The sequence below is a fragment of the Streptomyces sp. NPDC008139 genome (assembly GCF_042957025.1).
GTDB lineage: Bacteria > Actinomycetota > Actinomycetes > Streptomycetales > Streptomycetaceae > Actinacidiphila.
Map to the genome: position 1 here is coordinate 911,702 of NZ_JBIBHM010000001.1, position 23,271 is coordinate 934,972.

15 protein-coding genes and 2 rRNA genes are annotated in these 23,271 nt (G+C 70.7%); 4 read left to right on the top strand and 13 right to left on the bottom strand.

All coding sequences use genetic code 11. The features are described 5' to 3' along the window. Positions 1-66: 66 nt before the first annotated feature. The 3 genes from ACFZBB_RS03815 to ACFZBB_RS03825 form a co-directional block, all read right to left on the bottom strand. The gene (locus tag ACFZBB_RS03815; protein ID WP_391117397.1) at positions 67-5,040 is read right to left on the bottom strand and encodes an NAD-glutamate dehydrogenase domain-containing protein; all 4,974 of its coding nucleotides are present in this window, start codon (positions 5,038-5,040) and stop codon (positions 67-69) included. Between the two features lie 387 nt (positions 5,041-5,427). Further along, the gene (locus ACFZBB_RS03820; RefSeq protein WP_391117399.1) at positions 5,428-6,105 is read right to left on the bottom strand and encodes an HAD family hydrolase; all 678 of its coding nucleotides are present in this window, start codon (positions 6,103-6,105) and stop codon (positions 5,428-5,430) included. Positions 6,106-6,319: 214 nt separating this feature from the next. After that, the gene (locus ACFZBB_RS03825; RefSeq protein ID WP_391117401.1) at positions 6,320-6,826 is read right to left on the bottom strand and encodes a DUF6912 family protein; all 507 of its coding nucleotides are present in this window, start codon (positions 6,824-6,826) and stop codon (positions 6,320-6,322) included. Positions 6,827-7,229: 403 nt separating this feature from the next. On the opposite strand from ACFZBB_RS03825, the gene ACFZBB_RS03830 reads away from it, so the two are divergent. Continuing rightward, positions 7,230-7,619 carry an Rv3235 family protein gene (locus ACFZBB_RS03830; protein ID WP_391117404.1) on the top strand — a complete coding sequence of 130 codons (390 nt, stop codon included), beginning with the start codon at positions 7,230-7,232 and terminating at the stop codon, positions 7,617-7,619. A 104-nt stretch (positions 7,620-7,723) separates the two neighbouring features. Here ACFZBB_RS03830 and secA read toward each other — a convergent pair whose 3' ends face one another. Then, the gene (gene secA / locus ACFZBB_RS03835) at positions 7,724-10,534 is read right to left on the bottom strand and encodes a preprotein translocase subunit SecA (protein ID WP_355342916.1); all 2,811 of its coding nucleotides are present in this window, start codon (positions 10,532-10,534) and stop codon (positions 7,724-7,726) included. A gap of 218 nt (positions 10,535-10,752) precedes the next feature. On the opposite strand from secA, the gene ACFZBB_RS03840 reads away from it, so the two are divergent. Continuing rightward, complete coding sequence (locus tag ACFZBB_RS03840; RefSeq protein WP_391117407.1) at positions 10,753-11,358, top strand: GNAT family N-acetyltransferase; 606 nt, start codon at positions 10,753-10,755, stop codon at positions 11,356-11,358. A 155-nt stretch (positions 11,359-11,513) separates the two neighbouring features. Continuing rightward, positions 11,514-12,701 carry a DNA glycosylase AlkZ-like family protein gene (locus tag ACFZBB_RS03845; RefSeq protein WP_391117409.1) on the top strand — a complete coding sequence of 396 codons (1,188 nt, stop codon included), beginning with the start codon at positions 11,514-11,516 and terminating at the stop codon, positions 12,699-12,701. A gap of 320 nt (positions 12,702-13,021) precedes the next feature. Here ACFZBB_RS03845 and ACFZBB_RS03850 read toward each other — a convergent pair whose 3' ends face one another. The 7 genes from ACFZBB_RS03850 to mtnA form a co-directional block, all read right to left on the bottom strand. Further along, positions 13,022-13,762: a response regulator gene (locus tag ACFZBB_RS03850; RefSeq protein WP_391117411.1), complete on the bottom strand. Its 741-nt coding sequence runs from the start codon at positions 13,760-13,762 to the stop codon at positions 13,022-13,024. Positions 13,763-13,875: 113 nt separating this feature from the next. Continuing rightward, positions 13,876-14,562 (bottom strand): ribosome hibernation-promoting factor, HPF/YfiA family, encoded by a 687-nt coding sequence (hpf, locus tag ACFZBB_RS03855; RefSeq protein ID WP_391117413.1) that lies wholly within the window; start codon positions 14,560-14,562, stop codon positions 13,876-13,878. Between the two features lie 279 nt (positions 14,563-14,841). Further along, complete coding sequence (locus tag ACFZBB_RS03860) at positions 14,842-15,558, bottom strand: phosphoribosyltransferase family protein (protein WP_391117415.1); 717 nt, start codon at positions 15,556-15,558, stop codon at positions 14,842-14,844. Between the two features lie 100 nt (positions 15,559-15,658). Then, a complete protein-coding gene (locus ACFZBB_RS03865) occupies positions 15,659-17,485 on the bottom strand; it encodes an LpqB family beta-propeller domain-containing protein (RefSeq protein WP_391117417.1) in 1,827 nt (608 codons plus the stop codon). Beyond that, a complete protein-coding gene (mtrB, locus tag ACFZBB_RS03870) occupies positions 17,485-19,374 on the bottom strand; it encodes an MtrAB system histidine kinase MtrB (RefSeq protein ID WP_391117530.1) in 1,890 nt (629 codons plus the stop codon). Before mtrB ends, ACFZBB_RS03865 begins: the two co-directional genes overlap by 1 nt. 52 nt (positions 19,375-19,426) lie before the next feature. Further along, positions 19,427-20,116, bottom strand: a complete 690-nt coding sequence (gene mtrA, locus ACFZBB_RS03875; RefSeq protein ID WP_326449483.1) for an MtrAB system response regulator MtrA — start codon at positions 20,114-20,116, stop codon at positions 19,427-19,429. A 95-nt stretch (positions 20,117-20,211) separates the two neighbouring features. Further along, the gene (mtnA, locus tag ACFZBB_RS03880; protein WP_391117427.1) at positions 20,212-21,309 is read right to left on the bottom strand and encodes an S-methyl-5-thioribose-1-phosphate isomerase; all 1,098 of its coding nucleotides are present in this window, start codon (positions 21,307-21,309) and stop codon (positions 20,212-20,214) included. Positions 21,310-21,404: 95 nt separating this feature from the next. Between mtnA and ACFZBB_RS03885 the strand changes: the two genes are divergently transcribed. Further along, positions 21,405-22,904: a hypothetical protein gene (locus tag ACFZBB_RS03885; protein WP_391117429.1), complete on the top strand. Its 1,500-nt coding sequence runs from the start codon at positions 21,405-21,407 to the stop codon at positions 22,902-22,904. Between the two features lie 67 nt (positions 22,905-22,971). Here the strand turns inward: ACFZBB_RS03885 and rrf are convergent. After that, a 5S ribosomal RNA gene (gene rrf / locus ACFZBB_RS03890) occupies positions 22,972-23,088 on the bottom strand. An 86-nt stretch (positions 23,089-23,174) separates the two neighbouring features. Then, a 23S ribosomal RNA gene (locus ACFZBB_RS03895) occupies positions 23,175-23,271 on the bottom strand; the annotation flags it as partial.

Sequence of the window (23,271 nt, forward strand, 5' to 3'; positions counted from 1 at the left end):
GTGCCGCCCACCGGGCCCGCGTTCAGCCGTACCGCCGCGACCGTACGGCTCAGCGGTGTGTGCGGCTCAGCGGTGTGTGCGCAGCAGCGTACGGAAGGTCCGCATCGCCACCGACAGGCTCGCCAGGTCGAACTCCTCGGCGCCCTGGATCTCCTCGAGGGTGGTGCGGGCGCGGCCGATCAGCCCCGCGTTCTGCTCCTCCCACGCCGTGTAGCGCTGCTCGGGCGTGGACCCTTCGGGGCCCGCCGTCAGCACGTCGGCGGTGAGTGCCGCGTGGGCCGCGAAGAGGTCCTCGCGGATGGCGGCGCGGGCCATGGACTGCCAGCGGTCGGCGCGCGGCAGCAGGATGATCCGGTCCAGGAGCTGCGTGATCCCCAGCCGGTCGGCGAGGTCGAAGTAGACCTCGGCGACGTCCAGCGGCTCCTTGCCGGTGCGGCCCGCGACATCGACGATGTCGAGCGCCGGGAAGGCCGCGGAGAATCCGGCGACCCGGGTGGCCAGTTCGTCCGGCACCCCCGCCGCGGTCAGCTCGCCGCGCAGCGACTGGTACCAGTCCGCGTCCGCGCCGCGCAGCAGCTTGGGCTGGTGGGACCAGACCGCGGCGACGCCCTCGGCGAAGAAGTCGATGGTCTCGGCGATCTGGAGCGGCTGGAGCCGGTTGTTGAGCAGCCAGCGGGTGGCGCGCTCGACCAGCCGCCGCGAGTGCAGCCTGATCCGGGTCTGCACGTCGGCGGCGACGATGTTGTCCAGCGCCTCCACCGCGTCCCAGATCTCGGCGAGACCGAAGATCGCGCGGGCGGCCGTGTGGGCCCGCACGATCTCCTCCGTGGTGGCGCCGATCTCCTCGCGGAAGCGGTGCAGGAAGGTCGTGCCGCCGGAGTTCACCGTGTCGTTGACCAGGACGGTCGTGATGATCTCGCGGTGCAGCGCGTGGTTGTCGATCTGCCGCTCGAAGCGCTCCCGCAGCGGCACGGGGAAGTACGCGTGCAGCAGGGAGCGCAGGTACGGGTCGTCGGGCAGCTCGGTGTGGACCAGTTCCTCGGCCGTGGTGATCTTGGCGTAGGCGAGGATCACCGCCAACTCCGGCTGCGTCAGGCCCTGTCCGGCCGCCAGCCGCTCGCGGATCTGCCGGTCGGTCGGCAGGAACTCCAGCGCCCGGTCCAGGTGGCCGTCGCGCACCAGGCGGCGGATGAACCGCTGGTGGGCGTGGAGCAGACTCGGGGCCTGTTCCATGCTGTTGGCGAGCGAGACGTTCTGCGCGTAGTTGTTGCGCAGCACCAGGTCGCCGACCTCGTGGGTCATCTCCGCGAGCAGCGAATTGCGCTGCTTGACGGTCATGTCCCCTTCGGTGACGACGCTGTTGAGCAGGATCTTGATGTTGACCTCGTGGTCCGAGGCGTCCACACCCGCGCTGTTGTCGATCGCGTCGGTGTTGATGTGGCCGCCGGTCCCCTCCGGGCCGCCGTTCAGGGCGAATTCGATCCGGCCGAGCTGCGTGAAGCCCAGATTGCCGCCCTCGCCGACGACCTTGACCCGCAGTTCCGCACCGTCGATCCGGATCGCGTCGTTGGCCTTGTCGCCGACGTCGGCCTGCGACTCGGTGGACGCCTTGACGTAGGTGCCGATGCCGCCGTTCCACAGCAGGTCCACCGGGGCCTGGAGGATCGCCTTCATCAGCTCGGCGGGGGTGATCTTCGCGGTGGCGGTCTCGATGCCGAGCGCCTTGCGGATCTGCGCGTTGAGCGGGATCGCCTTGGCGGTACGGGGGAAGATCCCGCCGCCCGACGACAGCAGTTTGGTGTCGTAGTCGGCCCAACTGCTGCGTGGCAGCTCGAAGATGCGGCGCCGCTCGGCGTAGGAGGTGGCCGCGTCCGGCTTCGGGTCGAGGAAGATGTGCCGGTGGTCGAAGGCCGCGACCAGCCGGATGTGCTCCGACAGCAGCATGCCGTTGCCGAACACGTCACCCGACATGTCGCCGATGCCGACGACGGTGAAGTCCTCTTCCTGGGTGTTGACGCCCATCTCGCGGAAGTGCCGCTTCACCGACTCCCAGGCGCCGCTGGAGGTGATGGCCATCTTCTTGTGGTCGTAGCCGACCGAGCCGCCGGAGGCGAAGGCGTCGCCGAGCCAGAAGCCGTACGACACCGCGACCTCGTTGGCGATGTCGGAGAACGACGCGGTGCCCTTGTCCGCGGCGACGACCAGATATGTGTCGTCCTCGTCGTGCCTGACCACGTCCGTCGGCGGCACGACCTCGCCGCCGACGAGATTGTCGGTGATGTCGAGCAGGCCGGAGATGAACGTCTTGTACGAGGCGATGCCCTCGGCCAGCCAGGCGTCGCGGTCGGCGGCCGGGTCGGGCAGCCGCTTGCCGACGAAGCCGCCCTTCGCGCCGACCGGCACGATGACGGTGTTCTTCACCATCTGCGCCTTGACCAGGCCCAGCACCTCGGTACGGAAGTCCTCGCGCCGGTCGGACCAGCGCAGACCGCCGCGGGCGACCTTGCCGAACCGCAGGTGGACGCCCTCGACCCTCGGGGAGTACACCCAGATCTCGAACGCCGGGCGGGGCGCGGGCAGTTCGGGGATGGCCTGCGGGTCGAACTTCATCGACAGGTAGTCGTGCGGCTGCCCGTCGTCGCGGCGCTGGAAGTAGTTGGTGCGCAGCGTCGCCTTGATCAGGGTGAGGAAGGCCCGCAGGATGCGGTCCTCGTCGAGGCTGGCGACCTGGTCGAGCGCGCCGTCCAGCTCCTCCAGCAGCCCGTCGGTCAGCTCGCTGCCGGCCCGCTGGTGGTCCGGCGAGAAGCGGGCCTGGAAGAGGTTGACCAGCAGCCGGGTGGTGTGGACGTTGGTACGGAGGGTGTCCTCCATGTAGTCCTGGCTGAAGGTGGACCCGGCCTGCCGCAGGTACTTGGCGTACGCGCGCAGCACCATCGCCTCGCGCCACTCCAGACCGGCGCGCAGCACCAGGGAGTTGAAGCCGTCGTTCTCCGCCTTGCCGGTCCAGGTCGCGGCGAAGGCCGCCTGGAACCGCTCGCGGGCGTCGTCGCCGAGGTCGCCGAGGCTGGGGTCCAGGCGCAGCCCGAAGTCGTAGACCCAGGCGCGGGTCTGGTCCGAGCGGCGCAGTTCGTACGGCCGCTCGTCGACGACCTCGACGCCGAGCCGCTGGAGCACCGGCAGGACGGCGGACAGCGAGACGGGCGCGCCGGTGCGGTAGATCTTGAAGCGGCGCTCGTCGCTGGCGCCGCCGACCGGCTCGTACAGGCTGAGGGTGAAGTCGTCGGCGCCCAGGCCCTCGATGTGCTGGAGGTCGGCGACGGCGACGCGCGGTGCGAAGTCGGCGCGGTAGCCGTCGGGGAACGCGTGCGCGTACCGCCGGATCAGCTCGGCCGCGCGCTCCTCGCCGCACTCGGCGGTCAGCGCCTCGCCGAAGCCGTCGGCCCAGGAGCGGGTGGCGTCGGAGAGGCGGCTCTCGATCCGCTCGACGTCGGCGTCGGTGATGTCGGGCAGCGGCGCGCCGGGTTCGACGCGGATCACGAAGTGCAGCCGGGACAGGACCGATTCGGTGTTCCAGGCGGTGAAGTCGGCGCTTCGGCCGCCCAGTTCGTCCTGGAGGATGTTGGTCAGGCGCAGCCGTACCGCCGTGGTGTAGCGGTCGCGCGGCAGGTAGACCAGCGCCGAGTAGTAGCGGCCGTACTCGTCCTGCCGCAGGAACAGCCGCAGCTTCCGGCGCTCCTGGAGGTACAGCACGCTGGTGGCGATGGACCGCAGCTCGTCGGCGGGGGTCTGGAACAGCTCGTCGCGCGGGTACGTCTCCAGGATCTGGAGCAGGTCGCGGCCGTCGTGGCTGTGGGCGGTGAAGCCGGCGCCTTCGAGGACTTCCTCGACCTTGCGGCGGACCACCGGGACCCGGCGGATCGACTCGGTGTAGGCGGTGGAGGAGAACAGGCCGAGGAAGCGGCGCTCGCCGATCACATTGCCCTCGGCGTCGAACTTCTTCACGCCGACGTAGTCCAGATACGAGGGCCGGTGCACGGTGGAGCGGCTGTTGGCCTTGGTGAGGATCAGCAGCCGGTGTTCGCGGGCCTTGGCGCGGGCGTCGGCGGGCAGCCTGCTGAACGACGGGGAGCCGGGGTGCCCGAGGTGGGTGTGGTGGCCCGGGTCGGTGCCGTCGGTGCCGGGGTGCACCGGGTCGGAGCGCAGGATGCCGAGACCGGTGCCGGGGACGGCGACCAGCACGTCCTCGGCGGAGCCGTCCGGCTCGGTGTCGGTGGTCAGCTCGTACTCGCGGTAGCCGAGGAAGGTGAAGTGGTCGTCGTTGAGCCAGCGCAGCAGCTCGACGGCCTCGCTGACCTCGCGCTCGGGCAGCGGCGGCGGGGTCGCGGACAGCTCGTCGGCGATGCGCTTGGTGGACTCGCGCATCTTCGCCCAGTCCTCGACGGACTCGCGGACGTCGGAGAGCACGCGGCGCAGGTCCGCGGTGATCTCCTTGAGGTCGGCGCGGTCGGTCTCGCGGTCGATCTCGACGTGGATCCAGGACTCGACCAGCACGTCGTGCGGGAGCGAGCCGTCCTCGGGTCCGCACCCCGGGGCGACGACCTCCAGCAGCTTGCCGGTCACGTCGCGGCGGACCAGGAACTGCGGGTGGAAGACGACGTGGATGCCGCGGTCGGCCTGGGTGAGCGCGTTGGTGACCGAGTCGACGAGGAAGGGCATGTCGTCGGTCACGACCTGGACGACGGTGTGGCTGGACTGCCAGCCGTTCTCCTCGACGGTGGGGGTGTGCACCCGAACGCTGGCACTGCCCTGCGGGCGTACCTCCGCGAGCCGGTAGTGGGAGACTGCCGCGCCGAAGACGTCGACCGGATTGCGGTCGTTGAGGTCCTCGGGTGCGCTGTGCAGGTAGTAACCCCGGAGGAACGCCGTCAGCGCCTCTGTGTCGCGGCCCTGGCCGGGTAGTCCCCCCGTCTGGCTGTTCTCAGCGACCTTGGCTGCTCGTTCCAGCAGTTCGGCCTTGGCTTCGTCCAGCTTGGTCTGCATGTCCTCTGACTCCTGTCGCGCGCCATTGCGTGACGTCGGGTGATGGCAGGACGTCACGTGACGCGGGGTATCCGCTACGGGACGACGCTATGCCGGAAGAGAGGTCCGCCGTGCCCGTACGCACGCGGTGGCCCCTGATGAACTGATCAACGTTGATCACGCCGCAAGGCTATCGCTCGCTCACGGGTGCCTGTCAGGAGACGTCTTCGTACAAATGCACTGCACACCTTTGGCCCCTCTGGACAGGAACCGGGCGGGAACAGGACCGGGACGAGACGGCGAACAGTCGATGCGGAGGTGATGATTCCGGCGTTGGCGCGGGGCGCGGACCGGGCCCGAGCGTCGATTCGGGAGCCCGGCGGCAGGGCCTGTACGGCGGACAGGCCCTTAGCCCGCGGCTATTCGCTCGGCTTCCGCCACGGCGGCGGCGAGGCTGTCGACCACCGGCACCCCGGCGCTCTCCAGGCTGGCGCGGCTGTGCGAGCCGCCGGTGTACAGCACGGCGTGCGCGCCGACGTGGGCGGCGGCCACCGCGTCGTCGAGCGCGTCACCGATCACCACGATCCGGCCGGGGTCGGCGGCGACGTCGGCGAGCGCGGCGAGGTGGCGGGCCATCTGCGCGGCCTTGCCCTGGTTGGAGGGGCCGGTACGGCCGTCCACCCGGACGAAGTGCTCCATGATGCCGTGCGAGGTCACCACGGGCAGCAGATTGTCCTGCGGGGCGAGCGAGCACAGCGACTGCGTGAGCCCGGCGGCCCGGCGCGCGGCCAGCAGCTCGGCTGCGCCCTCGGCGAGGCCGCAGCGGCCGGCCAGCGCCCAGTAGTGGCGGTGGAAGGTGGCGTCCATCACCTCCCACTCGGCGTCGGTCGGCAGCCGTCCCAGCAGCCGCTCGTAGAACCGGGGCACGGGCACGCAGTACAGCTCCTGGTACCGCTCCAGGGTGATCGGGGCCAGGCCCAGCTCGGCGAACGAGGCGTTCGTCGCCTCGATCACCGCGTCGATGTCGTGGAAAAGGGTGCCGTTCCAGTCCCACACCAGATGCGTGCCTACGGAATGCGTGCTCACTCCACGAACCGTACTCGCGGGGTGTGACAGCCCGGTGCCCGAGGGTGGGGTCTCGGCGCACGGGGCCGCCGTACGACCGGGCGGGGGCCGAACGGATTCAGCCGATCAGGTGCTCGGGCGGTCGGATGCCGGGGCGCTCACTCGCTCGGACGCTCAGCCGCTCAGCCGGTCAGGCGCTCAGCCGGTCAGGCGCTCAGGTCCTCGCGCGCCGGGGTCAGGAGATGAGGTGGGGGATCTCCTGCGTCGCGTACCAGAGCAGGTCGTGGTCCTCGGCGCCGTCCACGGTGAACTGCGCGTCGTCGTCGCCCATGTCGGCCGCGCCCACGGCCGCCGCGGCGGCCGTCACATCGGTCTGCGCGTCGTCGGCGTCCACATGCACCGCGGCCGTCTTGGACAGCGGCACGGCGCGCGCCAGGCGGACCTCGCCGAGCGAGCCGGGGTCCAGGCCGTGGTCCGGGTCGTACGTCACGGCGGCGTCGTCCACGTCCACGGCGACGACCACCCGGCGGCGCGGGGTGTCCGGGTGCACGGCCAGCAGCCGCAGCGACGCCTGGGCGGCGCGGTTGAGGGCCGCGTACTCCAGCTCCTCGATGTCGTCCGAGACGTACCACTCGCGCAGGCTCGGCGTCACCGCGTAGGCGTCCAGCGGTACGGGCCCCAGCTCGCCCGCCTTGTACGCCTCGGCGAGACCGGCCAGGGTCGTTGGAATATAGACGCGCATGGCGTGAAGCATACGTGCGCCACCACGCGAATAGGTGAATTTCTCCGCGCCCTCCGTCGGACGGCACCCCGCTTGCCAGCCCCTCCCCGAGGGTCCTAGAACCGCCCTGTCACCGCCCTACCCGCCAGTAGCGACCACAGGGGAAGCACCCGTGCAGACGACGCCGCCGCAGCCGCCCGTAACCGTGCCCGTACCCGAAACCCCGGCACCTCCCCTGCCCGCCCCCGCTCCGCCGCGCGCCGCGGGCGTGGAGCGGCGTACGGCGGGCGGCGCCGGTCCGCCCGGACGCAGAGACAGCCGACGGCCCGGCGGGCGTCCAGGCGGGCGTCCAGGCGCCGCGGCGAGGCCGGTGGGAGGCGCGGCGAGCGGGGGCACCGGCTCGATTGCGGTCCCGGCGAGGTCCGTGGCGGTCGTGGCGCGGCCGGGGACTGCGCCGCGCCCGCCCGCGCCGCACCTGTGGTTCGCCGGGCGCCTGCTCGACGTGCTGACCGGGCGCAGCCCCGTGACGTCGCTGGCCGGACGCGTCAGGGACGAGGCGTACCAACGGCTGTGGGAGCTGCACGGCGCCCGCGCCGACTGGCGGCTGCGGGCCCGCGGCCGTACCCCCTACGTGTACCGGTGCCGCTGTTTCCGCACCGCGGACGGCGCTCTGGAGGTGGCGGCCGTCGTCGCCCTCGACCAGGACGTCTTCCGCGCCCTGGCCTTCCGGCTCGAACCCTCGGGGCCCGCCGCGCCGCCCTCGGCGGGCTACGGGCAGGCCCGCTGGCGGTGCACGGCGGTCCAGGCGGGGTGACCTTCCGCGGGTGAGCGTCTTCGACGCGGCACGGCCGCGGGGCCGGACCCATAAGGAAGGGGTCCGGCCCCGCGGCCGTGTCCGGTCGAGCCCGCCCGCAGGCGTTACTTCTTGCGGCGGCGCCCGCCCTTGGCGGCCTTGCGGCGCTCGGCGCGCGTCTGGCCCTCCTCGGCGGAACCGCCGTCGGCGGCGTCGACACCCGCGAAGTCGCCCTCGACCACACCGCCCTCGCCGTCCACGGACGGCGCGGAGAAGTGCAGCCGGTCGGCGCGCTTGGGGGCGTCGAGGCCCTTGGCGCGGATCTCCGGCCTGGCGTCCTTGGTCAGCGAAGGCGCCGCGTCCTGCGGGGCGTCGCTGACGGCGGCGTCCACCGGGACCTCCTCGACCTGCTGCTCGACCTGCACCTCCAGGTTGAACAGGTAGCCGACGGACTCCTCCTTGATGCCGTCCATCATGGCGCCGAACATGTCGAAGCCCTCGCGCTGGTACTCCACCAGCGGGTCGCGCTGCGCCATCGCGCGCAGCCCGATGCCCTCCTGGAGGTAGTCCATCTCGTAGAGGTGCTCACGCCACTTGCGGTCGAGCACCGACAGCACCACGCGGCGCTCCAGCTCGCGCATGATGTCCTCGGAGAGGCTCTTCTCGCGCTCCGCGTACTGCTCGTGGATGTCGTCCTTGACGGACTCCGCGATGAACTCGGCGGTGATCCCGGCCCGGTCGCCCGCCGCGTCCTCCAGCTCCTCGATGGTGACCTTCACCGGGTAGAGCTGCTTGAAGGCGCCCCACAGCCGGTCCAGGTCCCAGTCCTCGGCGAAGCCTTCCTTGGTCTCCGCGTCGATGTACGCGTCGATGGTGTCGTCCATGAAGTGCTGCACCTGCTCGTGCAGGTCCTCGCCCTCCAGGACGCGGCGGCGCTCGCCGTAGATGACCTCGCGCTGCCGGTTGAGCACCTCGTCGTACTTCAGGACGTTCTTGCGGATCTCGAAGTTCTGCTGCTCGACCTGCGACTGGGCCGACGCGATGGCGCGGGTGACCATCTTGTTCTCGATCGGCACGTCGTCCGGCACATTGGCCATCGCCATGACGCGCTCGACCATCTGCGCCTTGAACAGCCGCATGAGGTCGTCGCCGAGCGAGAGGTAGAAGCGGGACTCGCCGGGGTCGCCCTGACGGCCGGACCGGCCGCGGAGCTGGTTGTCGATCCGGCGCGACTCGTGCCGCTCGGTGCCCAGCACGTAGAGCCCGCCGAGGTCGACGACCTCCTCGTGCTCGGCCTTGACGGCCTGCTCGGCACGCTCCAGGGCGTCGGGCAGCGCCGCCGCCCACTCCTCGACGTGCTCGACCGGGTCGAGGCCGCGCTGCCGCAGCTCCGCCTCGGCGAGGTCGTCGGGGTTGCCGCCGAGCTTGATGTCGGTGCCGCGGCCGGCCATGTTGGTGGCCACGGTCACGGCGCCCTTGCGGCCCGCCTGCGCGACGATCGACGCCTCACGGTCGTGCTGCTTGGCGTTGAGCACCTCGTGCGGCACGCCGCGCTTGGAGAGCTGCGCCGACAGGTACTCGGACTTCTCGACGGAGACGGTGCCGACCAGGACCGGCTGGCCCTTCTCGTGCTTCTCGACGATGTCCTCGACCACGGCGGCGAACTTCGCCTCTTCCGTGCGGTAGATCAGGTCGGGCTTGTCCATCCGGGCCAGCGCGCGGTTGGTCGGGATCGGGACGACGCCGAGCTTGTAGATCTGGTGGAACTCGGCGGCCTCGGTCATCGCCGTACCGGTCATGCCGCAGAGCTTGTCGTACAGGCGGAAGAAGTTCTGGAGGGTGATCGTGGCGAGCGTCTGGTTCTCGTCCTTGATGTCCACCCCTTCCTTCGCCTCGATGGCCTGGTGCATGCCCTCGTTGTAGCGGCGGCCCGCGAGGATACGGCCGGTGTGCTCGTCGACGATCATGACTTCGCCGTCCATGACGACGTAGTCCTTGTCGTTCTTGTACAGCTCCTTGGCCTTGATCGCGTTGTTCAGGTAGCCGACCAGCGGGGTGTTCACCGACTCGTAGAGGTTGTCGATGCCCAGCCAGTCCTCGACCTTGGTGACGCCGCTCTCGTGGATGGCGACGGTGCGCTTCTTCTCGTCCACGTCGTAGTCGCCGGTCTCCTCCTTGCCGAGGCTGCTCGCCTCGCCGCGGTTGAGCCGCTTCACCAGACGGGCGAAGTCGCTGTACCACTTGGTGGCCTGGTCGGCCGGACCGGAGATGATGAGCGGCGTACGGGCCTCGTCCACCAGGATCGAGTCGACCTCGTCGACGATCGCGAAGTTGTGGCCGCGCTGCACCAGCTCGTCCTTCGACCACGCCATGTTGTCGCGCAGGTAGTCGAAGCCGAATTCGTTGTTGGTGCCGTAGGTGATGTCGCAGGCGTACATGGCGCGGCGCTCGGCGGGCGACATGTTCGCCAGGATGCAGCCGACCTCGAGGCCGAGGAATTTGTGGACGCGGCCCATCCACTCCGAGTCGCGCTCGGCGAGGTAGTCGTTGACCGTGATGAGGTGGACGCCCTTGCCGGAGATCCCGTTCAGATACGCGGGCAGGGTGCCGACCAGGGTCTTGCCCTCGCCGGTGCGCATCTCGGCGACATAACCGAGGTGCAGGGCGGCACCGCCCATGAGCTGGACGTCGTAGTGACGCTGTCCGAGCACGCGCTTGGCGGCCTCACGGACGGTGGCGAACGCCTCGGGCAGCAGGTCGTCGAGGGACTCGCCCTCGGCGTACCGCTCCTTGTACTCGTCGGTGAGGGCCCGCAGCTCGGCATCGGTGAGGTTGACGAAGTCCTCTTCGATGGAATTGACCTGGTCCGCGATGCGGTGCAGTTTGCGCAGGATCTTGCCTTCGCCTGCACGCATGAGCTTGTTGAAGACGGACACGTAGGCTGGCTCCTTGCCGGTCGGGCCTGGCGCGGTTGGCCCGCACCCGGCACAGCGGGGTTTGATCTGCCGATGTCTGCCGATGGCTTTCTGCCAGTGGCTGTCCGCCGATGGCCCCGCTGCAACGGCCATCGTAAGCGAGGAGACCAGCGGGCCGGGAGGCCCCGAGGTGCCAAAACGGTTTTCCACAGCCGTCGGCTCTCCTCAATACTGCGTCCATGGAGCCGATCACCCTCACCACCGAGCGTCTGCTGCTGCGTCCGCTGGCCCCGGACGACGCCGAGGCGCTCTATGTGGCCTGCCAGGATCCCGATATTCCGCGCTGGACGGCGGTGCCCTCGCCGTACACCCACGAGAACGCGGCGGACTTCGTCGGCCGCATCTGCCCCGAGGGCTGGCGCGACGACACCATGTACAACTTCGGCGTCTTCACCGCCGACAGCGGCGCGCTCGTCAGCTCCATGGGCCTGCTGCGGTTCGGCGCCTCCGGTCTGACCGGGCCCGAGCGGCAGGCGGAGCTGGGCTACTGGACGGCGAAGGAACAGCGCCGCAAGGGCTACACCGCCGAGGCGGGGCGCGCGGTCTGCGCCTGGGCCTTCGACGCCCTCGGCGTCGAGCGGATCGAGTGGTACGCGGAGGCGGGCAACGACGGCTCGCGCGCCGTCGCCCGCTCCATCGGCTTCGTCATGGAGGGCACCGTCCGCTCCAAGATCCTTTACGCGGGCACCCGCCGCGACGCCTGGAGCGGTTCCCTGCTGCCGACGGACTGGGACCGCGAGGGCAAGACGCCGTACGAGCCGTATCCGCCGGGCGCGGGGGCCTGAGGGTCCTTCGTACGGGAGCGGGGCCTGAGAGTCCTTCGTCACGGGAGCGGGCGCGCGGCTCGAAAGGTTTCCGCACGGAGCGGGGAGGCCGCGGGTCGCGCGGGGTTGACGCAGGTCAGCGGGGCTTGTCAGTGGGCGGTTCTACGCTGTCCGGCATGACACCGCTGCCGCCTCCTCAGCTCACCCTGTCCGCCGACGAAGCACGCAGGCTCGCCTTGCGGGCGCAGGGCTTCCTCGGTGCTCCCGACCGGCGGGCCGGGACGCGCGGGGTGCTGCGCTCGCTGGGCGCGGTGCAGCTCGACACCATCTCGGTACTGGCCCGCTCGCACGAGCTGATCCCGTACGCGCGGCTGGGCGCGGTCGGCCGCGAGGAGGTCGAGGAGGCGTACTGGTCGGGCGACCACGCCTTCGAGTACTGGTCGCACGCGGCCTGCATCCTGCCCATCGAGGAGTGGCCGCACTTCGCCTTCCGGCGCAGGGCGCGGCGGGCCCGCGGTCACCGCTGGCACGTCCTGGAGGACGCCGAGCGCTCGTGCGCCGCCGTCCTGGACCGGCTCAAGGCCGAGGGCCCGCTGAATTCGACGCAGCTCGGCGGCGCCAAGAACGGCGGCCCGTGGTGGGACTGGTCGGAGACGAAGATCGCGGTGGAGTGGCTGCTCGACACCGGCGAGGTGGTCTGCACCCGGCGGCGAGGCTGGAAGCGGATCTACGACCTGGCCGAGCGGGCCGTGCCCGACGCGCTGCTCCACGACGACCTGGACGACACCGAGTGCGTACGGCGGCTGGTCGTCCAGGCGGGCGCGGCGATGGGGGTGGCCACCCGCGCGGACCTCGCGGACTACCACCGGCTCAAAGGCGAGCAGGTGATGTCGGTGATCGACTCGACCGGCCTGGTACCGGTCGAGGTCGAGGGCTGGGGCAAGCCCGCCTGGGCCGATCCGGCGGCGCTGGCGAGCGAGCCGCGCGGCAGGCACCGTACGACGCTGCTGTCGCCGTTCGACTCCCTGATCTGGGACCGGCCGCGCACCGAGCGGATCTTCGGCTTCACGCACCGGCTGGAGGCGTACACCCCCAAGCCCAAGCGGATCCACGGCTACTTCGCGATGCCGCTGCTCGCGGGCGGGCGGCTGGTCGGCCGGGTCGACCCGGCGCGCGAGGGGAAGACGCTGGTGGCCCGGCAGGTCACGCTTGACGGCCCGAAGGCCGTACAGCCCGCGGCCGACGCCATCGCGCAGGCGGCGGGCTGGGTGGGCTGCGAGGAGGCGCGGGTGGAGCGGGTGCTGCCGGAGCCGCTGCGCGAGCCGCTGGAGGCGGCGCTGAAGCTGACCCACGACCGCCGCTGAGCGGGTACGGCCCCGCGGGGCCAAGGTAGTGGGTCCGGGTGGCGCCGGGTCCGGGCGGCCCGGGGGCGCGCCCGGACCCGGCAATGCCCAGCACATGGTGGCCGCGAGACCCGGCGCGGGGCCGCACGCGACTGGGGCCTGTCCGGCGGATCACGAACGGCCCTTCGGCGCCTGGCACGCACGCCCGCCGCGTTGCCTGAAATACCCGAATAGCTCCGCTATGAGGCCATCCCGGCGCCTTGCCCTCAGGGGTCCCCCCGGACGGAGTCCGGGGGAGCGCCAGGCACCGCCTGGACCGCCCATGATCCGCCGGACAGGCCCTAGCGAATCTCCAGGATCTTCTCGCGCATCGCGTAGACCACGGCCTCCATCCGGGAGTGGAGCTGAAGCTTCTCCAGGATGTTGCGGACGTGGTTCTTCACCGTGTTCTCACTGATGAAGAGCTCCTTGGCGATGTCCCGGTTGTTCAGCCCGGTGGCGACCAGCTTCAGCACCTCCAGCTCCCGGTCGGTGAGCTTGGGCGCGGGCAGCAGCCGCCGCTCGTCGGTCCGCTGGATCATCGACTTGAACTCGGTCAGCAGCTTCGACGCCATCGACGGACTGATCTGCGACTGTCCGTCCGCCACCGCGCGGATCGCCGTCGCCACCTCGTCGGTGGAGATCTCCTTGAGGAGATAGCCGGTGGCACCGGCCTTGATCGCCTCGTAGAGGTCGGCTTCCTCGTCGCTTATCGTCAGCATGATGATCTTGGCGCTGGGCGCGACCTCCTTGATCGACGTGCACGCCTCGATCCCACCGCGCCGCGGCATCCGCACATCCATCAGCACGATGTCCGGCAACAGGTCGGCGGCCTTGTCGACCGCCTCCGCGCCGTCCCCCGCCTCACCGACGACCTGGATGTCCTCCTCCTGCGCGAGCACGATCTCCAGGCCCCGCCGGAAGAGCGCGTGGTCGTCGACCACGAGCACCCGGATGGGCTCCGCACGCGCCGGACCGGCAGGTTCCTCGTACGGGATCTGACCACGCTCGCCGGTGGTTCCGCGCTCAAAGCTCTCCGGCATCAGATCCTCCCCCTCAGACCAGAGTTGACCACTGGTCCAGCATTTCACGTCCAGGCACGGTGGTGCCCCCGGGACGGCCCGGGGGCACCGGTTGCAGCCCTAGGGCGTGGCCGCTAGCGGCGCAGTACGCCGCCCGCGCCCGCCGGTTCTTCCACGGTGCTCTCGTCCGAGTTCAGATGAATCACGCCGTAGTCGTAACCGTGCCTGCGATAGACGACACTCGGCTGCTTGGTCTCGCTGTCCACGAACAGATAAAAGTCGTGCCCGACCAACTCCATCTCGTAGAGCGCCTGGTCGAGTGCCATCGGCGTGGCCGCGTGGGTCTTCTCGCGCACCACCAGCGGGCCCTCGCCGTGCACCTCCAGCGGACCGAACCTCGTGGTGGGCACACTGTCCGTGCCCGGCCTGTCGACGGCCAACTTCCCGTCCCCGTTGATGGTCGCCGCGTCCGGCACGGTCGCGGCCACCTCGGCCGCCGGGATCCGGCCGTTCCCACGACGGGTGTGGCGCTTGCTCGCGGCCTTGCGCAGCCGCGCCTCCAGCTTCGACACCGCGATGTCCAGCGCCGCGTACGGGTCGGCCGCCGCGGCCTCGGCCCGGACGACCGGGCCCCGGGTGTTGAGGGTGATCTCCACCCGGTCGGCGTGGTCCGCCTGCCGGGGGTTGAGCTCCTTGGACACCTCGACGTCGAGGCTGATCACCTTGCCGTCGAGCTTCTGGATCTTGTCCAGCTTCTCGGCCACGTGCTTCCGGAACCGCTCGGGCACCTCGGTCTTGCGGCCCTTGACGACGATGTCCACGCAGAACTCCGTTCCCGGATCGCCCCGGGCTACCGGAGGCGATCCCTTTCGCTGAGGCCAGCTCGGGTACCAGTCCCGTCCGGCGCTGCGTTGGCTGCCGCTTCGCCTCCCGGGGCTGACCGGGGACCACGAAGCCGCGGCTTTCACCTCCTCCTGCCCCACTGGGAAGATCAACACCCCATGGTGTTCACTTCCCTATCCCCCGAACATAGTCCCGGAGTGCGGAGGTCGGCATCCTCAGCGACGCCATACCCCCTTCCGAGTGAATATGCGTCGCTACTACCTGCAACGACGCGCATCCGAGTGGAGTTCCGGATCATGCGGACCAGCCACGACCGCCGCCCCGGCGACCCGGCCCCCGGCCGCCGTCACCGCACGCGCCGCTACGGTCAGTGAGGCTCCGGTGGTCATCAGGTCGTCCACCAGCACGACTGGCGCCACTGTCAGCAAGGCAGCCGACCCGCCGACCGCCGCCACCGCGCCCGCCAGATTCGCCGGCCGCCCGGCCGCGCCGAGACCGGACTGGTCCGCCACCGGCCGCCGCTGGCGCAACGCGGCCACCACCCTGGCGGGTACGCCGCCCCGGCGCAGCTCCCGGGCCGCCGCACGGGCGATGCGGGCCGTGGCGTCGTGGCCGCGTCGCGCCACCGCACGCCGTGCCGAGGGCACCGGCACCAGCAGGACCGTCCCGGGGACACCGACCCGCCGCACGGCCGCCGCCAGCGCCGTGCCCAGCGGTCCGGCCAGACCCAGCGCACCCCGCTCCTTGTGCGCCAGGACCACGGCCCGCACTTCGTCCCCGTATCGCCCGGCCGCGTAGACCGGCGGTAGCCCCGGCGGCTCCGGCGTCGGACGCACGCGCCGTACCGGCACCGATTCGGCCGCCCCACCGATCAGTACCCGGCACCGCTCGCACAGCTCCGTACGCGGACGCCCGCACCCGGCGCAGTCCACCGGCAGGACCAGCCCGGTGATCTCCTGCCACCAGCCCCGCATGACGTCCACTCTGCCCCGTTTCGGCGCCCGCCGCCAGCCCCCCTGCCAACCTGTGGATAACTCCACGATTTCGCAGGTCAGGAGGCTGACGGTGGATTTCTCAGCCGGGGTAGACCGGGTTGTCGCCCTTCGGCTCGACCCGCTTGCCCGTGGAGTCCGGCGGCAGCCGGTAGACGCTCTGGTTGTACGAGGCCAGCAGCGCCCGCGAGACGTCCTCGGAGGCGGCCACCACCGACGCCTGGCTGATCCCCTCGAAGGCCAGCTTCGGGGAGCCGTCGGTGCTGATGTACTTGATCTGCTGCACGCCCTCGGATTCGCTGTCGAGCGCCACCAGGCGGCTCGGCCCTGCCCAGGAGACCGAGCTGACGCCGTCGGCCGCGGGGGTCAGCGTGCGCAGATTCGTCACCGCGAACGTCGGATGCGCCTGCGTGCCGCCCCGCTCGATCCGCCCGAGCTGCAACTTCCCCAGCCCGTTGGGCTGCCGGACGAGCAGCGCGATCCGCACGCCGTCCGAGGCGACCCGCAGCGCGTCCACACGGCCGGTCAGGCCGCTGACGGAGACCGGGATCGGCTGCCCGCCGCCGTCGCGCAGCGCCACCACGCGGGGGGCGCTCGGATCGCGGTCGGCGACCCACAGGTAGTCGAGCCCGTCCCAGCTCGGCGCGCTCAGACCGTCCTTCGCCTTGCTGGTCAGCACGGGCTCGCTGAGCTGGGCGTCCGCGTCGAGGCCGGCGGTGACCAGTTGGCGTCCCTCGTCCTTCACCCCGGCGGCCATCTGCTCGTCCCGGCGCACCGCGACCGACTCCAGGTCCGCCTTCGCCCCGCCGAACGGCCCGGCCACCGGCGTACCCGTGGTCGAGGCGCCGTCCGAGGGCACCTCCAGCAGCCGGTGCGGCTGCGCCCCGATGTAGTACTGGTGGTCCGAGGAGCCGACCAGATTCTGCGTGCTGAACGCCAGCGTCTGTTCCTTGGGCAGCGAGCAGACCGTCCTGCCGTCGGACGCCGAGATGTCGACGGCGTCCACCTTGGGCGCGGCCTGGCCCTGCACCGTGGTGAAGAGCTGCGCCGCCAGCTTCACGCAGCGCTCCCCCGCGAACCGCTGCGCGGGCGCGTCGAGCCGCACCTTGAGGTGCTGGGAGTCGTCGAGCGTCACCCCGTGGTCGGGCGCCTTGTCGTAGAGCCGGCCGCCCTCGGGCGCCGCGGTCTCGACGACGGGCGCCAGCCAGTTCGTGGGACCGGTCAGCAGCGCGGAGACCGTGGACACCAGCGAGTCGCTCTGCTTGCGCAGGTAGACCGGGTCGGCGACCAGGGTCTTGTCGGCGTTCCCGGAGCGATGCGCGTCCGGGCCCAGCGCCGCGAAGTAGTACATGTTGACCAGGTGATATATCCGGTTGAAGTCCAAATCGGAGATCACCAGGCCGTCTTCAAGACTGTCGATCCGCCACTCGTTGTTCTCCTTGACCAGGTGGAACGAGGTGTCGAAGTTGCCCTCGTCCGGCCGGTAGGCGTGTTTGGCGTCGACGACGGCCGTCTTCTTGCCCGCGAGGTCCACCATCACGTAGTCCTTGCGACTCGTGCCCGGCTCCTCCCTGGGCTGGGTCGTGCCGGTGAGCACGGTGATCTTCGCGGTGGGGTCCCAGTGTCCGGCCAGCTCCTTGGACAGGTACTTCTTCGCGGTCTCGAAGTCCGCCTCGCCGCTGGTGGTGGCCTCCATGAAGCCGTTGACGATGTCGGAGGCGCTTTCGCCCTTGTGCGGCGCCGACGGGAAGACCCGCACCTGCGCGTCCACGTCGGCGTGCTGTCCGTCGCCGACCTTGCGCACCTCACCGCTGCTGGGTATCGCCGCGCACCCGGCCAGCAACAGCGCCGCGCACACCACACCCGGCCAGCTCCGCAGCAGGCGTCCCCTGCCCCCCAGCGCACCCATCAGCTGTCGTCCTCCCGGACCGAGTCCATCCGTCCCACGACCCGCGAACCGCTGCCGGGGAACGCCGCGGGATCGGCCGACGGCGAACGCGGCACCGCGGGCGGCCGCTGGGGAATCTGCGGTATCTGCGAGCCCGGCTGCCCGTTGTGCCCCGGCCCGGCCGGGCCCGCGGTCCGCGGCACCGGCACGGACCCCGTCACGGCACGGACCGGCAGCCCCGAGGAATTCAGCCCGCGGTTGCGCCGCGAATCGTCCGGCTCCAGCGGTATCGGCGACCCGCGCAGGCTCTCGCCGGCGGTCCGCGGCAGCGTCATCCGGAACTGCGACCCGCCGCCCGGCTCGCCCCACGCCTGGAGCCAGCCGCCGTGCAGCCGGGCGTCCTCCACCGCGATGGACAGGCCGAGGCCCGTCCCGCCGGTAGTACGCGCCCGCGCCGGATCGGCTCGCCAGAAGCGGTTGAACACCCGCGTCGCCTCACCGGGCTTCAGCCCGACGCCGTAGTCCCGCACCGCGACGGCCACCGCGCCGTCGGCCGTGGCCAGCCGCACCACCACGTCCCGGCCGTCGCCGTGCTCGATCGCGTTGACGACCAGATTGCGCAGCACGCGCTCCACCCGGCGAGGGTCGACCTCGGCTATCACCGGCTGCGCGTCGCCGCGTATCGCCACGTGGCTGCCCTTGCGCTCGGCCAGCGGCTCCGCGGCGTCCACCACCCGCCGTACGACCTCGCGCAGGTCTATCGGCTCGGCGGCCAGCTCCGCCGCGCCCGCGTCGAATCTGCTGATCTCCAGCAGGTCGGACAGCAGCGACTCGAAGCGGTCCAGCTGGTTCTGCAACAGTTCGGCGGAGCGCGCGGTCACCGGATCGAATTCGGTCCGCGCGTCATGGATGACGTCCGCCGCCATCCGTACGGTCGTCAGCGGGGTGCGCAGCTCGTGCGAGACGTCGGAGACGAAGCGGCGCTGCATCCTCGACAGGTCCTCCAACTGCTGGATCTTGACCTGAAGGTTCTGCGCCATCTTGTTGAAGGACTCGCCGAGGCGCGCGATGTCGTCCTCACCCGAGACCTGCATACGTTCCTGCAATCGGCCCGCCGCGAGCCGCTCCGCGATCCCGGCCGCCATCCGTACCGGCGTGACGACCTGCCGGGTCACCAGCCAGGCGATGGCGCCGAGCAGCACCACCACGAAGATGCCCGCCGTCGCCAGCGTGCCCTTGACCAGGCCGAGCGTCTTGGCCTCCTGGCCGAACGGGAAGAGGTAGTAGAGCTGGTACGTCTTCCCGTTGATGTCCGTGAGCCGCTTGCCGATGGCCAGCGCGGGCTGCGGCGCCTTCCCGTCGTCCGTCACCACCGTCGTGTACTGCTTCAGCGCCCCGGTGTGGGACTCGACGGCGTCGCTGAGCGACTTGGGGATGCTCGCCTGCGGCAGCAGGCTGCCGGAGCTGCGCGGCCCGTGCGCGTTGACGACGCCCTCGCCGAAGCGCGCGTCGTCGGCGCCCGGGCTGAGCGTGGCGATCCAGTACACCCCGTTGCCACCGCTGGCGAACTGCTGGACCAGCGTCGTCAGCCAGGCCCCCGAGTCCTCGGCCTGGTTCTGCGAGCCGACCCCGGTGGCGTCCTGCGTCTGGCTCCTGTTCGCCTGCTGCTGGGCGATGGAGAAGCCGGTGGTGGCCTGATTCTCAGCCGCCTTCTCCTTCGCGTCGAGCAGGCCGTTCTTGACCTGCCCGATCACGACGAAGCCCAGCAGCAGCACCACGCCGACCGACATCAGCAGCGTGAAGGCGACCACCCGCAGTTGCAGATTGCGCCGCCACAGCCGGACCGCCGGCTGCAACGGTCGCCGTGCCCAGCGCACGAACGAGCGGAAAACCGGCGCGAGACCCCGCATAGGGTCCGCGAGCCGGCTCTCCAGCCGCTCCCGCTCGTACGACGCGCACATGTCAGCCCGGTCCCGCCTTGTAACCGACACCACGGACGGTCACCACGATCTCCGGGCGCTCCGGGTCCTGCTCCACCTTGGACCGCAGCCGCTGCACATGGACGTTCACCAGCCGGGTGTCCGCCGCGTGCCGATAGCCCCAGACCTGCTCGAGCAGCACTTCCCGGGTGAACACCTGCCACGGCTTGCGGGCCAGCGCCACCAGCAGGTCGAACTCCAACGGCGTCAGCGCGATCGGCTGCCCGTCCCGCTTCACCGAGTGCCCCGCCACGTCGATCACCAGATCGCCGATGGTGAGCTGCTCCGGAGTCGGCTCCTCCGCCCTCCGCAGTCGCGCCCTGACCCTCGCCACCAGCTCCTTCGGCTTGAACGGCTTGATCACATAGTCGTCAGCCCCCGACTCGAGCCCCACCACCACATCCACGGTGTCGCTCTTCGCCGTGAGCATCACAATCGGCACCCCGGACTCCGCCCGGATCTGACGGCATACGTCGATGCCGTCCCGTCCGGGCAGCATGAGGTCAAGGAGCACCAGATCCGGCTTGGACTCCCGAAAAGCAGCCAGGGCCTTGTCACCGTCAGCGCAGAACGACGGCTCGAAACCCTCTCCGCGCAGCACGATGCCAAGCATCTCTGACAGCGCGGTGTCGTCATCGACGACCAGCACACGTCCCTTCATACCGACCATCATCCCATTTGCATATCGTTACCGGTGACCTTTGGTGATCGAGGTCACGCTACGCGACCATTGTCCGCTGATGTCCGCAGATGCGCTGCCCGATCCCCCTAGCCAGAGCCTGCCCGGGGAGTCTCGTGATTACACACAGTTACGAGATCTTCTGTGGTGACCGGCGAAACCACACCGTTCTCCGTGATGATCGCAGTAATCAGCTCCGGCGGCGTCACATCGAAGGCCGGATTGTAGGCCTGAGTGCCCAGCGGTGACGGCGCGAGGTCGGTCACCTCGCTGCCTGCCCGCTGCTCCACCTCGATCGCGGCGCCGTCCGGCGTGCTCAGATCCACCGAGGTCGTCGGCGCCACGACGATGAACGGCACATGGTGGTAGCGGGCGAGGACGGCGAGGGGATAGCTGCCGACCTTGTTCGCCGTGGAGCCGTCCGCCGCGATCCGGTCCGCGCCGATCAGCACCGCGTCCACCTCCCCCGCCGTGAACAGCGACCCGGCCGCGCTGTCGGCGAGCAGCGTGTACGGCATCCCGGCACGCGCCGCCTCGTACGCCGTCAACCGCGCGCCCTGAAGAAGAGGACGGGTCTCGTCGACCCACAGACGCCTCAACTCCCCCGCCCTGTGCGCCGCGAGGACCACACCGAGCGCGGTGCCCTCACCGCCCGAGACCAGGGCCCCGGTGTTGCAGTGCGTCAGAATCCGGTAGCCCCCGCCCGGCACCAAGTCGGCGAGCAGCCGCTCCCCGTACTCCGCCATCGCCCGGCTCGCCGCCGCGTCCTCCTCGTGCAGCGCCCGCGCCTCGGCCAACGCGAAGGCGGCGCCCTGGTGCGGAGGCGCCGCGTGGAAGGCGGTCACCGCGCGGCGCACCCCGTACCCGAGGTTGACGGCCGTCGGCCGCGCGTGCGCCAGCAGGTCGGCGGCCTCGTTCACGTCATAGCCGCGCGCCGCCGCCAACGCGATGCCGTACGCCCCCGCGAGCCCGAGCAGCGGCGCGCCCCGCACGGCGAGGGAACGTATCGCCTGAACCAGCGCCTGCACGTCCGTGCACACCAACTCGACCTCCTCCTGCGGAAGTCGGGTCTGGTCGAGCAGCACGAGCACGGGGCCCTCGGGGGGTTCCTCCCACCGCAGCGCGGGGATGGTACGGGAAGCACCGTCGGCCTCATCGGTCACAGGTCGCACGTATTGATCACCCATCCGTCCAGTCTGCCCTGCCCGGCCCGGTCCAAGGCAGCCCATGGCACGATGGCGGCCAGTACCACAGCGAGCACCACGTGAAGGGGCAGCCTCCGATGACCAACACTCCGGGCTGGGCCTCGCCCGGATCCTCCGACTCCTCCGAGCCGGAAGACGGCGACAGCCCCGCTTCCTCCGCACCACAGAAAGACACCCCCGTGGACACGTCAACAGATACGTCCGCGGCCGGTCCTGACAACAGCTCCGGTGACGACTCCGGCGACACATCCGCTCCCGGTACGGGAGACCGGCCCGCTACGGCCGACGCCGGTGACACGACGCCACCGCCGCCCGGCGGCTGGTCCGCCCAACAGCCGCCCGCAGGTCAGTGGCAGCACACCCCCCACGACACCCGCCCCCCGACCGTACCGGCCCCGGGCCCGCCCCCCGCCGGATCCTCCGGTACGGGTACGGGTCAGGCGCCCGGCGCCGGCTGGGCCCGGTGGTCGCCCCCGCAACAGCCGCAAGGCGGCCACCCCGGCCCCTCGGGCCCGCGCTGGGGCAACACGGCACCGGCCGGCGGCCCCGGCGGCTGGCAGCAGCAGGGCCCCTGGAGCAGGCCCACGGCGCCCAAGCCCGGCGTCATCCCGCTGCGCCCGCTCGGCGCAGGCGAGATCCTGGACGGTTCCCTGGCCGTACTGCGGCGGCTCTGGCGGGCGATCCTCGGCTTCACCCTGGCCATCGCCGTGGTCACCCAGGGCCTGGCCGTGGTGGTCGACGGCTTCTTCCTCAGCAAAGACACCCGGTTGGAGAACCTCAGGGACAACCCCAACCCGAGCGTCGGCGACATCATGCACGCCGTCAGCGGTGCCTTCGCCAGCTCGGGCCTGACCATTCTGGTCATGCTCATCGGCACGATCATCGCGACCGCGATGGTCGCCATGGCCACCAGCCGCGCCGTGCTCGGCCGCCCGGTCACGGCCACCCAGGTGTGGCGGGAAGCCCGACCGCGACTGCCCCAACTGGTCGGGCTCGCGCTGCTGATCCCGCTGGCCATCGCCGGCATCCTGGCGGGCGCCGTCCTGCCCGGCGCACTGATCGCCCTGGCGGGTGCGGAGAGCGGCGGCGCCGCCCTCGCCTCCCTCGGCCTGATCGGCGCCTCTGTCGTCGTGCTCTGGCTCATGATCCAGTGGAGCCTGGCGGCACCGGCCCTCATGCTCGAGAAGCAGGACATCGTCTCGGCGATGAAGCGCTCGGCGAAGCTGGTACGCAACTCCTGGTGGCGCGTCCTCGGCGTCCAGGCCCTCGCGGCGATCCTCTGCTACATCGCCTCGGCCATCATCCAGACGCCGTTCATGTTCATCGCCCGTGGCATCACCGGTGAGAGCCTCGGCTCCTTCCTCTCCGGCGACACCAACCCGGGCTGGGCGTTCCTCGGCATCAGCGGAATCGGCGCCGCCATCGCCGCGACGCTCAGCCTGCCGATCAGCGCCGGCGTCACCACGCTGCTGTACATGGACCAGCGCATCCGCCGTGAGGCTCTCGACATCGAGCTGATGCGGGCCGCGAATACCGATGCGGACGCGGCTGCGAGCGTCGCCGTCACCACCGACTGAGCACGGAACGCAGAAAGGCCCCGGCCCCCGAGTCGAAACTCGGGGGCCGGGGCCTTTTATAAAGATTGTTCGGCGGTGTCCTACTCTCCCACAGGGTCCCCCCTGCAGTACCATCGGCGCTGAAAGGCTTAGCTTCCGGGTTCGGAATGTAACCGGGCGTTTCCCTAACGCTATGACCACCGAAACACCATGAAACACACACCCCCGCACCCCGCAGGGGTGTGGTGGTGGGCTGGTTGTTTCAGAACCACACAGTGAACGCGAGCAACAATGGACAAGCCCTCGGCCTATTAGTACCAGTCAGCTCCACCCCTCACAGGGCTTCCACATCTGGCCTATCAACCCAGTCGTCTACTGGGAGCCTTAA

Excerpts from the sequence above, each read along its gene's own strand:
- ACFZBB_RS03815 (WP_391117397.1), bottom strand. The coding sequence starts at position 5,040 with ATGCAGACCAAGCTGGACGAAGCCAAGGCCGAACTGCTGGAACGAGCA.
- ACFZBB_RS03825 (WP_391117401.1), bottom strand. The coding sequence starts at position 6,826 with ATGCGCGTCTATATTCCAACGACCCTGGCCGGTCTCGCCGAGGCGTAC.
- ACFZBB_RS03840 (WP_391117407.1), top strand. The coding sequence starts at position 10,753 with ATGGAGCCGATCACCCTCACCACCGAGCGTCTGCTGCTGCGTCCGCTG.
- ACFZBB_RS03845 (WP_391117409.1), top strand. The coding sequence starts at position 11,514 with ATGACACCGCTGCCGCCTCCTCAGCTCACCCTGTCCGCCGACGAAGCA.
- ACFZBB_RS03850 (WP_391117411.1), bottom strand. The coding sequence starts at position 13,762 with ATGCCGGAGAGCTTTGAGCGCGGAACCACCGGCGAGCGTGGTCAGATC.
- ACFZBB_RS03860 (WP_391117415.1), bottom strand. The coding sequence starts at position 15,558 with ATGCGGGGCTGGTGGCAGGAGATCACCGGGCTGGTCCTGCCGGTGGAC.
- ACFZBB_RS03865 (WP_391117417.1), bottom strand. The coding sequence starts at position 17,485 with ATGGGTGCGCTGGGGGGCAGGGGACGCCTGCTGCGGAGCTGGCCGGGT.
- mtrB (WP_391117530.1), bottom strand. The coding sequence starts at position 19,374 with ATGCGGGGTCTCGCGCCGGTTTTCCGCTCGTTCGTGCGCTGGGCACGG.
- mtrA (WP_326449483.1), bottom strand. The coding sequence starts at position 20,116 with ATGATGGTCGGTATGAAGGGACGTGTGCTGGTCGTCGATGACGACACC.
- mtnA (WP_391117427.1), bottom strand. The coding sequence starts at position 21,309 with ATGGGTGATCAATACGTGCGACCTGTGACCGATGAGGCCGACGGTGCT.
- ACFZBB_RS03885 (WP_391117429.1), top strand. The coding sequence starts at position 21,405 with ATGACCAACACTCCGGGCTGGGCCTCGCCCGGATCCTCCGACTCCTCC.